This window comes from Clostridium mobile, from assembly GCF_018918285.1.
GTDB classification, from domain to species: Bacteria; Bacillota; Clostridia; order Clostridiales; family Clostridiaceae; genus Clostridium_AW; species Clostridium_AW mobile.
This window is the reverse complement of record NZ_JAHLQF010000004.1, coordinates 483,788-498,423: the sequence shown is the minus strand read 5'-3', so window position 1 is coordinate 498,423 and position 14,636 is coordinate 483,788. Positions and strand designations below refer to the sequence as shown.

General features: G+C 30.7%; 16 protein-coding genes. 15 read left to right on the top strand and 1 reads right to left on the bottom strand.

Going from position 1 to position 14,636, the window contains the following annotated elements; genetic code table 11:
* The first annotated feature begins 31 nt into the window (after window positions 1-31).
* From pyrG to phnD, 4 genes are all read left to right on the top strand, one after another.
* Window positions 32-1,633 carry a CTP synthase gene (pyrG, locus tag KQI86_RS17635; protein ID WP_216440725.1) on the top strand — a complete coding sequence of 534 codons (1,602 nt, stop codon included), beginning with the start codon at window positions 32-34 and terminating at the stop codon, window positions 1,631-1,633.
* A 120-nt stretch (window positions 1,634-1,753) separates the two neighbouring features.
* The gene (locus tag KQI86_RS17630) at window positions 1,754-2,110 is read left to right on the top strand and encodes a hypothetical protein (RefSeq protein WP_216440724.1); all 357 of its coding nucleotides are present in this window, start codon (window positions 1,754-1,756) and stop codon (window positions 2,108-2,110) included.
* A 153-nt stretch (window positions 2,111-2,263) separates the two neighbouring features.
* The gene (rho, locus tag KQI86_RS17625) at window positions 2,264-3,748 is read left to right on the top strand and encodes a transcription termination factor Rho (RefSeq protein WP_216440723.1); all 1,485 of its coding nucleotides are present in this window, start codon (window positions 2,264-2,266) and stop codon (window positions 3,746-3,748) included.
* Between the two features lie 295 nt (window positions 3,749-4,043).
* On the top strand, window positions 4,044-5,777 hold the full coding sequence (gene phnD, locus KQI86_RS17620; RefSeq protein WP_425514392.1) for a phosphate/phosphite/phosphonate ABC transporter substrate-binding protein: 1,734 nt from the start codon (window positions 4,044-4,046) through the stop codon (window positions 5,775-5,777).
* Between the two features lie 71 nt (window positions 5,778-5,848).
* On the opposite strand, the gene rpmE is transcribed toward phnD, so the two are convergent.
* Window positions 5,849-6,058 (bottom strand): 50S ribosomal protein L31, encoded by a 210-nt coding sequence (gene rpmE / locus KQI86_RS17615; RefSeq protein WP_216440722.1) that lies wholly within the window; start codon window positions 6,056-6,058, stop codon window positions 5,849-5,851.
* 167 nt (window positions 6,059-6,225) lie between these two features.
* Between rpmE and KQI86_RS17610 the strand changes: the two genes are divergently transcribed.
* From KQI86_RS17610 to KQI86_RS17560, 11 genes are all read left to right on the top strand, one after another.
* Window positions 6,226-6,813 carry a thymidine kinase gene (locus tag KQI86_RS17610; protein WP_216440721.1) on the top strand — a complete coding sequence of 196 codons (588 nt, stop codon included), beginning with the start codon at window positions 6,226-6,228 and terminating at the stop codon, window positions 6,811-6,813.
* Entirely contained in the window at window positions 6,813-7,727 is a 915-nt protein-coding gene (locus KQI86_RS17605) for a DUF1385 domain-containing protein (protein WP_216440720.1), read from the top strand. Before KQI86_RS17610 ends, KQI86_RS17605 begins: the two co-directional genes overlap by 1 nt.
* Window positions 7,720-8,586: a peptide chain release factor N(5)-glutamine methyltransferase gene (gene prmC / locus KQI86_RS17600; protein WP_216440719.1), complete on the top strand. Its 867-nt coding sequence runs from the start codon at window positions 7,720-7,722 to the stop codon at window positions 8,584-8,586. The genes KQI86_RS17605 and prmC overlap by 8 nt, the downstream gene beginning before the upstream one ends.
* 77 nt (window positions 8,587-8,663) lie before the next feature.
* On the top strand, window positions 8,664-9,737 hold the full coding sequence (prfA, locus tag KQI86_RS17595) for a peptide chain release factor 1 (protein WP_216440718.1): 1,074 nt from the start codon (window positions 8,664-8,666) through the stop codon (window positions 9,735-9,737).
* A 22-nt stretch (window positions 9,738-9,759) separates the two neighbouring features.
* Complete coding sequence (locus KQI86_RS17590; RefSeq protein ID WP_216440717.1) at window positions 9,760-10,362, top strand: hypothetical protein; 603 nt, start codon at window positions 9,760-9,762, stop codon at window positions 10,360-10,362.
* Between the two features lie 62 nt (window positions 10,363-10,424).
* Entirely contained in the window at window positions 10,425-11,144 is a 720-nt protein-coding gene (locus KQI86_RS17585; protein WP_216440716.1) for a ZIP family metal transporter, read from the top strand.
* A gap of 33 nt (window positions 11,145-11,177) precedes the next feature.
* Window positions 11,178-12,230 (top strand): L-threonylcarbamoyladenylate synthase, encoded by a 1,053-nt coding sequence (locus KQI86_RS17580; RefSeq protein WP_216440715.1) that lies wholly within the window; start codon window positions 11,178-11,180, stop codon window positions 12,228-12,230.
* A gap of 84 nt (window positions 12,231-12,314) precedes the next feature.
* A complete protein-coding gene (locus KQI86_RS17575; protein ID WP_216440714.1) occupies window positions 12,315-12,770 on the top strand; it encodes a low molecular weight protein arginine phosphatase in 456 nt (151 codons plus the stop codon).
* A gap of 72 nt (window positions 12,771-12,842) precedes the next feature.
* A complete protein-coding gene (gene rpiB, locus KQI86_RS17570) occupies window positions 12,843-13,292 on the top strand; it encodes a ribose 5-phosphate isomerase B (protein WP_216440713.1) in 450 nt (149 codons plus the stop codon).
* A gap of 18 nt (window positions 13,293-13,310) precedes the next feature.
* Complete coding sequence (upp, locus tag KQI86_RS17565; protein ID WP_216440712.1) at window positions 13,311-13,940, top strand: uracil phosphoribosyltransferase; 630 nt, start codon at window positions 13,311-13,313, stop codon at window positions 13,938-13,940.
* Between the two features lie 199 nt (window positions 13,941-14,139).
* On the top strand, window positions 14,140-14,628 hold the full coding sequence (locus KQI86_RS17560; protein ID WP_216440711.1) for a deoxycytidylate deaminase: 489 nt from the start codon (window positions 14,140-14,142) through the stop codon (window positions 14,626-14,628).
* Window positions 14,629-14,636: the final 8 nt, after the last annotated feature.

The following is a 14,636-nucleotide window of genomic DNA, read 5'->3' as shown; positions in this document are numbered from 1 at the left end:
TTGCTCTATTAATTTTATAGGGCATAATTTTATGAGTAATTCTAAATATATATTTGTTACTGGTGGAGTAGTATCCTCATTAGGAAAGGGAATAACGGCAGCTTCTTTGGGAAGGTTATTAAAAAATAGAGGATTAAAAGTTTCTATTCAAAAATTTGACCCATATATAAACATAGACCCAGGAACAATGAGTCCATATCAGCATGGAGAGGTATTTGTTACTGATGATGGAGCGGAAACAGATTTAGATTTAGGTCACTATGAAAGATTTATTGATGAAAACTTAAGTAAAAATAGCAATATAACTGCGGGTAAAATATATTGGTCAGTTATAAACAAGGAAAGAAAAGGGGAATATTTAGGGGGAACAGTACAAGTAATCCCTCATATAACTAATGAAATAAAAGAAAGAGTATACAGAGTAGGCAAAGAAAGAGATGTTGATGTAGTTATAACAGAAATCGGCGGCACTGTTGGAGATATAGAATCTTTACCTTTTTTGGAGGCAATAAGGCAAATAAAATATGATGTTGGAAGAGAAAATGTTTGTTTTATTCATGTTACTCTAATTCCTTACTTAGGTAAATCTGGTGAATTAAAAACTAAACCAACACAACATTCAGTAAAGGAATTAAGAGGAATAGGTATTCAGCCTGACATTATAGTTTGCCGTTCGGAAAAATTTATATCTGAGGATTTAAAAAGTAAAATTGCGTTATTTTGTAATGTGGATCAAGGATCAGTAATACAAAATCTAGATGCGGAAAATTTATATGAAGTTCCATTAATGCTTCACGACGAAGGATTAGATAGATTGGTTTGTGAAAAGTTAAACTTAAATTGTAGGCAAGAAATAGATAATTCGCACTGGGCAGATATGGTAAGTAAGATAAGGTCTTTGTCAAAGAAAGTTACCATAGGTTTAGTTGGCAAATATGTTGAATTACATGATGCATATATTTCAGTGGCAGAAGCATTAAGCCATGGTGGTTATGCAAATGATGCAAATGTGGAAATAAAATGGATAGATTCTTCCGAGGTCACTAAAGAAAATGTAGGAGAAATTCTTAAAGGTGTAGATGGTGTATTAATACCAGGAGGTTTTGGAGATAGAGGTGCAGAAGGGAAGATAGAAAGCATAAAATGGGCCAGGGAGAGTAGAACGCCTTTACTTGGAATATGTTTAGGTATGCAATGTACAGTAATTGAATTTGCAAGAAATATTCTAAGGCATAAAGATGCAAACAGTTCAGAAATTAATGTAAATACAGATTATCCAGTTATAGATTTAATGCCTGAGCAAAGAGATATTGATGAGAAGGGTGGAACAATGAGACTTGGATTATACCCTTGTAAATTAGCTAAGGAAAGCAAGGCATATGAAGCTTATGGAGAAGAAATCATATATGAAAGACATAGGCATAGATATGAATTTAATAATGAATATAGAAATGAGTTTATAGAAAAAGGATTAATTATATCGGGAACAAGTCCAGATGGAAGACTTGTAGAGATAGTGGAGGTTAAGGATCATCCTTGGTTAGTTGCAGTTCAGTTTCATCCAGAGCTAAAATCAAGACCTAATAGACCTCATCCTTTGTTTAGAGAATTTATAAAAGCCACCTTAAAATAAAATACATGCCCTTATGGGCGTGTATTTTATTTTGTAATAGTTAATTTTATATCTTGAAGGATTTTAATAATAAATATAGAAATTAATATATTAAAGAAAAACCTTTAAAGAGGTGATATTATGATATTGAAACCTAATGTAAGTATTGCGTTTAAAGGTAATAACGGCAAATATGTTATGTTAAATACTTCTTTGTTTCAGTTTAGTCAGTGTGTTTATGTGTTTGATGTTGTTAAAAAGGCAGAAATAGATGGTGGAGTTTTAGATATTAGTATAATTTGTCCAATTTGTGGAGATAATCATAAGTATAATTTTTCATATAGGAAATTAATTAATAAGGGGGTATCTATCGGGGGATGTGAGAAATTTGGTACGCCTGTATTATATATAGGAAATGAAAATAAAATACAAGATAAAATATCAAAATACAATAACTTTCATAGAGATATATACGGATTTTTATCAAGTGATTCCTAGCTATGGGATAAAATTTCTTTTCTAAATAAATGTAGATTAATATTGTAAAATAAGGTATAATATTAAAGCAGTATATCCTTTCCAACTTATCTCTTGATATTTTCCCAATGTGTTTATATATATTTTACAATTAAATATTGGAGGTGTAATTTTTTGTCAAACAACGATTTGGAAAACATGACATTAAATGAATTAAAAGATATAGCTAAAGAATTAGGTATAAAAAATTTATCAAAATATAAAAAAATAGAATTGATAGAAGAAATAAAGAAACTTTCGCCTATATACATAGAGAAGGACGGAGTAATACTAAGGGAAAAAATAACTCCTAAAACTAATAAAGTTATAGAAGTGAATGATAACATAGATGATAATAAAGACAAGAAATGTATAGAAAGTTCAAAGGAAGAAGTATTTTCAGAAGATTGCAAGAAGTCTGAGCCATTAGCAGATAATGATAAAGGTGAGGAAAAAAAAGAAAGGCTCATTGAAATGATTAATGAATCTGATACCGCTAAAGGGGTATTAGAAATAATTGAAACTAATAATTATGGATTTTTAAGAGGTAAGAATTATTTAACAGGACCTGATGATATATATGTATCTCCTTCTCAAATAAGAAGATTTAATTTAAAAACAGGAGATGAAGTAGAAGGTAAAGTTAGAACTCCTAAAGAAGGAGAAAAGTTTAAAGCTTTGCTTTATGTAGAAAAGGTTAATGGGGAAGAACCCGAGAGAGCGGTAAGAAGAAGACCATTTGAGACATTGATTCCTATATACCCAAATAAGAGAATAAAATTAGAAATGAATAGCTCTGATTTATCAACTAGATTAATGGATATAGTATGTCCTATAGGAAAAGGGCAAAGAGGGGTAATCGTTGCTCCGCCTAAAGCCGGAAAAACAACTCTACTTAAGAAGATAGCTCAAAGCATTTCCATAAACCATCCAGAAGCAAAATTGATAGTATTATTAATTGATGAAAGACCTGAAGAAGTCACCGACATGCAAAGATCAATAAAAGGAGAAGTTATATACTCCACTTTTGATGAAGAACCTGAACATCATACAAAGGTTGCTTATATGGTTCTTGAAAGAGCAAAGAGAATGGTTGAGCAAGGTCAGCACGTTGTAATATTGCTTGATAGTATTACAAGGCTTTCAAGAGCGTATAATTTAACTATAACTCCTACTGGAAGAACTTTATCTGGAGGGTTAGATCCAGGAGCATTAATAATGCCAAAAAAATTCTTTGGTGCAGCAAGAAACATCGAAGAAGGTGGAAGCTTAACAATACTTGCTACGGCTTTGGTTGAAACTGGTAGTAGAATGGATGATATGATATTTGAAGAATTTAAGGGTACTGGAAATATGGAGGTCCATTTAGATAGAAAGCTTCAAGAAAGAAGAATATTCCCAGCGATAGACATATATAAATCTGGTACGAGAAAAGAGGATCTGCTTCTTTCAGCTAAAGAATATGAAGCGGCGTTTAATATAAGAAAAGTATTATATAATGACAATAACACACAAAATGTTACAGAACAACTAATAAATATGCTGTTTAAAACTAAAAATAATGATGAATTTGTATCAATAATAAGTAAATTAGATTTTAAGGATAAAAACAATAAGTAAAACAAAGAGCGGGTTGATGAACTTGCTCTTTTTAATTATATAAATATAATTGTTATTTCGACCATATTTTAGTAAAATGTATTTATATTGTATTTTGAACTTATTATTTACAAAAATATCATATGGGGAGATGGTATATGTGTTTAACAAAAGATTTTTGGGATATTTTGCGATTATAATAATTATAATAAATCTTTTTTTGAATTTTTTTATCATTCATAATTTCGGAATATTTATTCTATTAACAGTTATAGATTTATTTTTGTTGTGGATGTGGACATACATATACAATAAAGTGCAAAGTTTGGATAAGAAAAAAGATTTTAAACTTGTTGATTCTAAGAAGAAAGATAAACATTATGAAGAATTGTTTCAGAGCTGGGAAACTATAGGATTTGATATTCAACAACTATTGTGGCTATATAAAGATAGTATGGATATGTCAGATAGGGTGGTAAGCGTATCAAATGAAGTGGAAAATTTTACTGAGCAAAATAATGCAAGTGCCCAAGAAATAAGTGCGGGTATAAATGAACTTGTTCATATATCTGAAAAACTTAATAATGATGTATTGGAAATAGAACATAATTCTGAAGAATCTTTTAATATGTTAAATAGTAATAAAAGTACGATAGAAAGTATAGGATTTTATCTTATTGAATTGAATAAAAGCATAGAAAATTTATATAATGGGAACATAAAATTCCAACAACTATCTGGTAAAATAGGCAACTTCGTGAATTACATAAAGCAAATATCTAGTCAAACAAATTTATTAGCTCTTAATGCTTCTATTGAAGCTGCGAGAGCAGGAGAAGCGGGAAAAGGATTTTCTGTTGTGGCTCAAGAAATAAGAAAATTATCAGAGAAAACAGATGAGGCTGTATTAGAAATAGAAAATATAGTGAAGGACATAATAATAGATTTTAAAGAATCTAATTCTCATATGAATATATGTATGGATAAAATACGAAATACTAATACCATCGTAGATGAATCAAAACAGTTGGTAAATAAAATAGGAGATATAGTTGGGGAAATATCTACTTCAATGAAAGGTTTAAAAGGAGTAGCTAATGAACAGATGAATACTTCTAATAATATGGAGCTAGCTATAGATGCTATAACAGGGGCTGTAGAAAAAACTCATAGGGTTACTATAGGGGCCAAAGAAATGTTAAGCTCACAGCAAATTAAAAATAAGGAAATTCTTAATTTTTGTAATAAATTGAGTGAAACAGCTGATTCGGTACAACAAATTGCAGCTAAATTAAAGAAGGATGATGAGATTATATTTGGCATAAATCCCTTTACTTCTCCTAAAAATATAAAAGACACTTATATTCCTATATTAGAGAGAGTATGTAATTCTATAGGATATAAAGCAAAAGTTATTATAGTGAAAGATTATTATGCATTAGGAAGAGGGATAGAAAGTAATTCTATAGATGTAGGGTGGTTTTCGCCTTTTGCTTATGTAAGCGCTCATGAAAAATATGGTGTAATACCAATTGTAACACCAAAAGTTAATGGAAAAACTTTTTATAATGGATATATAATATCAAGAAAGGATAGAGGGATAAAAACTATAAATGAGTTAAAGAATAAAAATTTTGCATATGTAGATGTTGAAAGTGCATCTGGATATTTATATGCTAGGAATTTATTGAAAAACAACAGGTTTAATCCAGAAAAGGATTTTAAAAAGGTGTCTTATATGGGAAGCCATGATAATGTAATAAAAGCTGTATTAAACGGTGAAGTAGATGCAGGTGCTACCTACAGTGAAGCTATTGATAATGCTAAGAAGAAGGGGGTAAACATAGATGAATTGTGTATTATAAACAAAACGGAAGATATTCCCAAAGATGCTATAGCCGCCAATTGTAAACTGGACAAGGAGTTAGTAAATAAACTACAGCAAACTTTTGTAAGCTTCAATGATTTTCACGGAATTAATTCTGCCATAGATGGTTTTGTAGAAAGTGACGATAGTAAATATGATATAATAAGAAGTATAAAGAAATAACACCCAAACAAGCCCGAATATTTGCAAATATTCGGGCTTATATTGAGTATTTTAAAGTCGAAATAACTAAATTATTCTTCGTTAGCTATGTTGAATTTTTTCATGAATCTTTCAACTCTTCCGCCAGCATCAACTATCTTCTGCTTGCCAGTGAAGAATGGGTGGCATTTAGAGCATATTTCAACTTTAAGTTCTTTTTTAGTAGAACCTGTAGTAAAAGTATTTCCACATGCACACTTAACTACCGCTTCTTGGTAATCTGGATGTATGCCTTCTCTCATTTTTTTTCACCTCTTTCGAATTCTGCATCTCAGTATCTGAATTTTTAACTACTAAATTATAACATAGCTTTAATTCATTAGTCAATAAATTTTGATTACACTCTTTAATATATTGTCCATGTCTGATAAAATATACTTGTTTTATAAAATACGAGGAGGAACGAATTATGTACGGACCAAACAATCATGGATGGATAGAAGTAATAGCAGGCCCTATGTATAGCGGCAAGTCTGAAGAATTAATAAGAAGAATAAGAAGAGCTAAAATTGCAAAACAAAAGGTACAAGTGTTTAAGCCGGAAATTGATAATAGATATAGCAAAGAAGATGTGGTGTCCCATTGTGGAGATAAAGAAGGAGCCATCCCTGTAAAAAATTCTACTCAAATATTGGAGCTTATTGATGATGATGTGGAAGTAGTAGCTATAGATGAAGCTCAATTTTTTGATGAATTTATTGTGAAGGTAGTATGTGATATTGCAGATAAACATAAAAGGGTAATATGTGCAGGATTGGATATGGATTTCAAAAGTGAACCTTTTGGAAATATGCCTGAACTCATGGCGGTAGCAGAATTTGTAGATAAAATTCAAGCTGTATGTATGAAATGTGGAAGACCAGCAACTAGAACTCAAAGATTAATTAATGGACAACCAGCTAGATATGATGATCCAATAGTTTTGGTTGGAGCTAAGGAATCTTATGAAGCTAGATGTAGAAAATGCCATGAAGTAATTAAAGATGAGGTGAGATGATGAAAAAAAACTGTTCTGTAGGGGGGCAGGCTCTTATTGAAGGTGTAATGATGAGAGGAAAAGAAGGCATAGCAACTGCTGTAAGAAAAAGTGATGGTGAAATTGTAGTAACAAAAGAAGATTTTAAACCTTATTCAAAGAGGAATAAAATATTAGCACTTCCTATTATAAGAGGATTTGTTTCATTAATAGAATCTCTAATAATAGGAATGAAGAGTTTAAACTACTCTGCTTCTTTTTTCGAAGATGAAGTAGAGGAATCTAAGTTTGATAAGTGGTTTCAGGGGATATTTAAAGAAAAAAGTGATAATATTATAATGGGATTTTCTTTTTTTATTTCTATAATAATATCAATCACCTTATTTATAGCCTTACCTAATGTAATAGCCAATTTATTCAAAAAAACTGGAATAGAAAATACAGTAATGTTAAATATAATAGAAGGATTAATAAGGGTAACTCTCTTTGTTATATACATATTAGTTATAAGCAGAATGGAAGAAATAAGAAGAGTTTTTGAATATCATGGTGCAGAGCATAAAGCTATATTTTGCTATGAAAATGGAGATGAGTTAACTCCAGAAAAGGCAAAGCAATATTCTAGACTTCATCCAAGATGTGGAACAAACTTTATGTTTCTAGTTATGATTGTAAGCATAATGCTATTTTCTCTTGTGGGATGGCAAAGCCTACCACAGAGGATAATATATAGATTATTGTTACTTCCAGTGGTTTCAGGAATAACTTATGAAATAATAAAATGGATGGGAAGAGGAAATAGTTTATTATCTCGAGTTATGGCAATGCCAGGCCTTGCTCTGCAGAAAATAACTACTAATGAACCAGATTTATCTCAACTAGAAGTAGCTATAAAATCATTAAAGGTGGCGGAAGGAATAGAGGACAATGAATAATAGTGAATTCACAATCGGAGAGTTATTGATTAAGGGATTTAATATTCTTAAAGAAGAAAGCATACCTAGTTATAAATTAGATTGTCAGTTGTTATTAGCAAAGGCTATAAACAAAGATAAGTTATTTATTATGATAAATAGAGATTATAAAGTAAGTAAGAGTGAAATGAATGAATATCTTAGATTGGTGAATATTAGAAAGAATAAAATGCCTATAAAATATATGCTGGGTGAATGTGAATTTATGAACTTGAATTTTAAAATAAAAGAAGGGGTATTGATACCTAGACCGGATACAGAAATTTTAGTTGAAGAAGCAATTAATGATATAATAGAAAATGAATATAAAAATATTTGTGATCTTTGTTGTGGTAGTGGGGCAATTGGTATATCTATAGCAAAATATACCGATAATACACAGATAGATTGCTATGATCTTGAAGAGATTCCCCTAGAAGTAACAAGAGATAATATTTATTTAAATAGCATGCAGGATAGGGTAAATGTATATAAAAGTGATTTATTGATTCATGCTATAAAAGAAGGTAAAAAGTATGATATGATAGTATCAAACCCACCATATATAAAAGATAGGGTGATAGAGGACCTTATGGATGATGTAAAAAAATTTGAACCCTATGAAGCCCTAAGTGGTGGAGAAGATGGATTGAACTTCTATAGGAGAATTATAGAAGAAAGTAAAGTGGTTTTAAAAAGGAATGGAATAATAGCCTTTGAAATAGGATATGATCAGAGAGAGGATGTAATGAATTTACTTAAAGAAAATAATTTTTACAACATTGAATGTAAAAAAGATTTAGCTGGACTAGATAGAGTGATAAAAGGCAAAAAACTTTAGCATAAATTCATTGCATTAAATAAAAAAACTATGATATAATTTATAGTTGTTAAAATATTATTACGGAGTGAGAAAATATGTTAGATAGACTTGATTTTATAGAAAATAAATACGAAGAGTTGTCTATAAAGATAAGTGATCCGTCAGTTATGGCAGATCAAAAAGAATGGCAAAAACTTTGTAAAGAGCACTCAGATTTAGAAGATGTTGTAGTAAAATACAGAGAATATAAAAAAGTGCAAGAAAATTTAGAATCAGATAAAGAGATGTTAAGGGAAGACTTAGATAAAGACCTTAAAGAAATGGTTCAAGAAGAAATTAAAGAATTAGGAGAACAACAAGAGATATTAGAAAATGAGTTGAAAATCCTAATGCTTCCTAAAGATCCAAATGATGATAAGAACGTTTTTGTTGAAATAAGAGGGGGAGCAGGTGGAGATGAAGCAGCTCTATTTGCGGCTAACCTTTTCAGAATGTATACTAGATATGCAGAAAGAATGGGTTGGAGAATTGAGCCTGTAAGCTCTAATGAAACTGATATTGGTGGATTTAAAGAAGTAGTATTTATGATTAAGGGAAAAGGAGCCTATAGCAGATTGAAATATGAAAGTGGAGCGCATAGGGTTCAAAGAGTACCTGATACAGAAGCAAGTGGTAGAATTCATACTTCTACTGCCACAGTAGCAGTCTTACCTGAAGTTGAAGATGTAGATGTTGAAATCAACCCAAATGATATAAGGGTAGATGTGTTTAGATCTTCTGGACACGGTGGTCAGTCTGTTAATACTACGGATTCAGCTGTTAGAATCACTCATTTACCTACAGGAATGGTAGTTTCATGTCAAGATGAAAAATCTCAGCTTAAAAATAGAGATAAGGCAATGAAAGTATTGAAGTCAAGATTATACGATATTGCACAAGCTGAAAGAAGCGCAAGTATAGCTGAGGATAGAAAGAGTCAGGTTGGTACTGGAGATAGAAGTGAAAGGATAAGAACTTATAACTATCCACAAGGAAGAGTTACAGATCATAGGATAGGATTAACCCTTTATAGATTAGATTCTTTCCTTGATGGAGATATAGATGAAATAATAGATGCGCTTATAACTACAGATCAGGCAGAAAAAATGAAGTCTTTAGGAAATAATTAATAATATAAGGGAAGAGGTAATTATGAGTATAAATAAAGCCATTATAAAGCAAAGAAAATCTTATAAGATATTCATGCTAATAATGAGCTTTATTTTTTTTGTCTTGCCTTTTGCTTTAATATTAATTGATAAAGTCAATATTTTTTATATAATATATTTATTATTAATAGAGATATTAATAATAATTGCAATACTAAGTAAAATAAACAATGAAAATTTTAAAATAAATAATGACAATTATAAAATTAAGATAATTTCAGGCTTAAAAAGAGATGGGCTAAATATAATGTGTAACAAAGTAGCTTTTGTCCATATAGAAAACTACATAAGAAAAAGTGATAAGAGTAAAGATTTTTCAATAATAATTATAGCATCATCTAAATTCAGGAGTGATAAAATGATTCCTATAAACGAAAAATTCTTAAAAAATCATCCTTATGTAGCTTATCATTATAATAAGATAAAAATTTTGAGCCCTGAAAAGGACTATTTTTTTACAATAATAAAAAAAGGAAGATATTTAAAGTACGAATTATTAGATATAATATATAGAAATTGTGTATATGCTCAATTTACAGAGGAAACAATAGATAAAATAAAAGAATATAGAAATGAAATGTATTAAGAATATTTATATATCCCCTTAAATATTATCTTATAGAGAGCAAATTTTATAAAGGTGATAAATTGAGTAGATTAATTTTATTGATTCTATTGGGGAGCGTAATATCTCTTTTGGGAACTACTTTAGGAGCGTTAATAGGAATCTCTATAGGAAAACCATCGCGAAAGCTATTAGGAGCTCTGATTGGCTTTTCAGGCGGATTAATGTTTTCTGTGGTAGTTTTTGATTTAATTCCGGAAGCTTTACAAAATTGGAGTTTTGTTAATACAGTTCTTACTTGTATATCCGGTATTATATTAGTGAGTTTTATTGATACTAAACTGCAACATGATAAAATGGATAAACATATAAAGATGGCTTTGATGACAGCAATAGGGCTTATGATTCACAACTTTCCAGAGGGAGTTATAATGGGGTGTGGATTTGCGGCAGGAAGTAGTTTAGGAATAAAAATGAGTTTAATTATAGCTATACATGATATACCTGAAGGTATTGCTATATCTGCACCCCTAATGATCACAAAAGTTAAGCGATGGAAAATATTATTTTACACTATTGCTACAGCTACACCAACTATATTAGGAACATTAGTAGGGGCATATATCGGGAAGCTTTCTACTAATGCTTTAGGGCTAAGTTTATCTTTTGCTTCAGGGATAATGCTTTATGTAGTTTGTGGAGAAATGATACCTGAGTCTTCAAAATTATGGGAAGGTGTATCTAGTACCTTAGGAATTTTAGCAGGAGTGATTTTTGGACTGGTATTAATCAATATACTATAAACTATTTTACAATATTCAAAGGGAGATGTAAGTTTGGAAACAAAAGTTGTTTTTTTAGATGAACATGATATGGATGAAGCTTCGTTAATGGAATGCGGTAAAGTTATAAGAGAAGGTGGGTTAGTAGCATTTCCAACAGAGACGGTATATGGATTAGGAGCTAATGCTTTAGATGGAAATGCTGTGAAAAAAATATTTATAGCAAAGGGAAGACCACAGGATAATCCATTAATAGTGCATGTAGCAGATATAGAAAGCATAAAACCTTTAGTTAAGAAAATTCCAAAGGTTGCAGAAAAATTAATGGAAAGTTTTTGGCCAGGACCATTAACAATTATACTTGAAAAAACTGATTTAATCCCTAAAGAAACTAGCGCAGGATTAAATAGTGTAGGAATTAGAATGCCGTCAAATGAGATAGCGCGTAAACTTATAAAAATAGCAGAAGTACCTATTGCTGCTCCATCGGCTAATATATCTGGAAGACCAAGCCCTACGGATATAGAAAGATGTATTGAAGATCTTTTTGGAAAAATCGAATATATAATAGGTGGAGAAAAGTGTAATGTTGGAGTTGAATCTACTGTTGTAGATTGTACAGAATATCCTCCCTGTGTGCTTAGACCAGGTGGAGTTACCTTAGAAATGTTACAGGAAATAGACAAGAATATTTATATAGATCCTGCTATATTAAATAAAATAGAAGGGGACTTTAAGCCAAAAGCTCCAGGAATGAAATATAGACATTATGCGCCAAAGGCTCCTTTAATAATAGTACAAGGCGATATAGATAAAGTTGTAGATAAAATAAATGAAATTGGAGAAGAGTATAGAAGAAAAGGGCAAAAAGTAGGGATAATCGCTACAGAGGAAACTAAAAGTTTATACAAAAGTATATCCGTTGTATCTTTAGGAAGTAGATTAGATATGGACGCTATAGCTCAAAATCTATTTGAGACTTTAAGGGTTTTTGACGATGAAAAAGTTGATGTGATATTTTCAGAATCCTTTGAAGAAAAAGGTATAGGCATTGCAGTTATGAATAGACTTAAAAAATCATCAGGTTATAATATTATTGATGTATAATTATTATATAAAATATAGTTGACATATGTTATCTACTAAGCTAAAATGTTTAACGATAGTTATTAAAGTTTTGTGGAGGAAGCTATGAAAGTATTATTTGTTTGTACTGGAAACACTTGCAGAAGTTGTATGGCTGAAGCTATTTTTAATTCATTAAAAAAGGATAATTCACTTCTAGCATTTTCAGCAGGCATAGCAGCTATTCCACATAGTAAGACTTCTTTAAATTCCGCATCTATTATTAAAGAAAAATTTGCATTAGATATTAGTGATAGATGTGCAGTTAAACTAACAGAAGAACTAATTAATGAATATGACTTAATATTAACTATGACTTCTTATATGAGTGAATTATTGATACATAATTTCCCACAACATAAGGAGAAAATAAATTCATTAAATAGCTATGTCGGCATAAAAGGGGATATTGTAGACCCTTATGGCGGCAGCATTTCCGTTTATACGGATACATTTGTAGATTTAGAAAATAGTATTTTATTACTATTAAATAAATTAGAGGAAGATAAGAGTATTTCTTAAATATTTCTATCTTCCTTTTTTGCGTAGCATTAAGGTATTTTAATATACGAAAAATTATGGAGGTGTATAATAATGAAAATTGCTTTAGGAAGTGATCATGCAGGTTTGCCTTTAAAAAAGGAAATTATTAAACATTTAGAAAGCAAAGGTATAGAGATTAAGGATTTTGGAACCCTTACAGAGGATTCCTGCGATTATCCAGATTATGCCTTGGCAGTAGCAGAAGAAGTGGCTGCTAAAAACTTTGATTTTGGTATATTAGTTTGTGGAACAGGTATAGGAATAAGTATTGCAGCAAACAAAGTTCCAGGAGTAAGAGCTGCCCTTTGTGGAGATACTTTTAGTGCTCATGCTTGTAGAGAACATAATGATGCAAATATATTAGCTCTAGGACAAAGAGTTGTAGGTGCAGGATTGGCTCTTGACATAGTTGAAGCTTTTTTAGGTGCAAAATATGAAGGTGGAAGACATGGAAAAAGGGTTGATAAAATATCACAAATAGAAAAGAAGTATAATAAGTAATTTTAGGAGGTAATAAAAATGAGCAAAGTAACACAGATAGGACACCCTTTAATACTGCATAAATTAACATTAATAAGAGATAAAAATACAGGTTCAAAAGAGTTTAGAGAACTAGTTGAAGAAGTAGCTATGCTTATGGCTTATGAAGTTACAAGAGACTTAGATCTAGAAGAAGTTGAAATTGAAACTCCGATATGTAAAGCTAAATGTAGAATGTTGGCAGGAAAAAAAGTAGCTATAGTTCCTATATTAAGAGCTGGATTGGGTATGGTAGATGGAATGCTAAGTATGATACCAGCTGCTAAGGTAGGGCATATAGGTTTATATAGAGATGAGGAAACATTTAAGCCTGTAGAATATTTCTGCAAACTTCCTCAAGACATTGGAGAAAGAGATATTATAGTTACTGATCCAATGCTTGCAACAGGTGGTTCAGCTGTGGATGCTATAACATCTTTAAAAGCTAAAGGTGCTAAATATATAAGACTTATGTGTTTAATTGCAGCGCCAGAAGGAATAAAGGCTGTTGAGATGGCACATCCAGATGTAGATATTTATGTAGCTGAAATAGATGAAAAATTAAATGAAAAAGGATATATAGTTCCAGGCCTTGGTGATGCTGGTGACAGATTATTTGGAACTAAATAATAGAAAAATTTTTGAGAATATATTAAGCATTCTGCATGAGCAGAATGCTTTTTTTAACTCTTGATTCTCAATTTGCAACTTTAAATTAATAAAAAATTGCGTCGTATTTTTTATTTTATTGAGTTATACTTTTAATTATTGCACTTTTAGTATAGAATAGTACGTAGTTATACATATTTTAAGTTATTTTGGAGGAATTATGGAGAGAATAGATAAAAATAATTACTATCTTGACATATGTTCAACTATATTAGAAAGAGGAACTTGTCTTAGAAGAAATTTTGCGGCTATAATTGTAAAAAATGATGAAATAATTGCAACAGGGTATTCTGGGGCGCCAAGAGGAAGAAAGAATTGCTGTAATATTGGATACTGTAGAAGAGAAGAATTAAATGTTCCAAGGGGAACTAGATATGAATTATGTAGATCAGTGCATGCCGAGCAAAATGCAATTATATCAGCAAGAAGACAGGATATGATAGGTGCCACTATGTATTTAGTTGGAAAAGAGCAGTCAACGGGAGAATTGGTAAAAAACGCTTCACCTTGTGCTCTTTGTAAAAGATTTATTATTAATGCAGGAATAGATAGAGTAGTAATAAGAGATACCAGATATGAATATAGAGCCATAGAAGTTCAACATTGGATAGATAATGATGACTCATTGACAGGGGACGGAGCTTATTAGATGGAGAG

What these genes read in the sequence shown, in the direction of transcription:
- KQI86_RS17630 (WP_216440724.1), top strand. Translation starts at nt 1,754, where the DNA reads ATGATATTGAAACCTAATGTAAGTATTGCGTTTAAAGGTAATAACGGC.
- KQI86_RS17590 (WP_216440717.1), top strand. Translation starts at nt 9,760, where the DNA reads ATGAGTATAAATAAAGCCATTATAAAGCAAAGAAAATCTTATAAGATA.
- KQI86_RS17610 (WP_216440721.1), top strand. Translation starts at nt 6,226, where the DNA reads ATGTACGGACCAAACAATCATGGATGGATAGAAGTAATAGCAGGCCCT.
- rpiB (WP_216440713.1), top strand. Translation starts at nt 12,843, where the DNA reads ATGAAAATTGCTTTAGGAAGTGATCATGCAGGTTTGCCTTTAAAAAAG.
- prmC (WP_216440719.1), top strand. Translation starts at nt 7,720, where the DNA reads ATGAATAATAGTGAATTCACAATCGGAGAGTTATTGATTAAGGGATTT.
- pyrG (WP_216440725.1), top strand. Translation starts at nt 32, where the DNA reads ATGAGTAATTCTAAATATATATTTGTTACTGGTGGAGTAGTATCCTCA.
- KQI86_RS17605 (WP_216440720.1), top strand. Translation starts at nt 6,813, where the DNA reads ATGAAAAAAAACTGTTCTGTAGGGGGGCAGGCTCTTATTGAAGGTGTA.
- KQI86_RS17575 (WP_216440714.1), top strand. Translation starts at nt 12,315, where the DNA reads ATGAAAGTATTATTTGTTTGTACTGGAAACACTTGCAGAAGTTGTATG.
- rpmE (WP_216440722.1), bottom strand. Translation starts at nt 6,058, where the DNA reads ATGAGAGAAGGCATACATCCAGATTACCAAGAAGCGGTAGTTAAGTGT.
- upp (WP_216440712.1), top strand. Translation starts at nt 13,311, where the DNA reads ATGAGCAAAGTAACACAGATAGGACACCCTTTAATACTGCATAAATTA.
- prfA (WP_216440718.1), top strand. Translation starts at nt 8,664, where the DNA reads ATGTTAGATAGACTTGATTTTATAGAAAATAAATACGAAGAGTTGTCT.
- KQI86_RS17560 (WP_216440711.1), top strand. Translation starts at nt 14,140, where the DNA reads ATGGAGAGAATAGATAAAAATAATTACTATCTTGACATATGTTCAACT.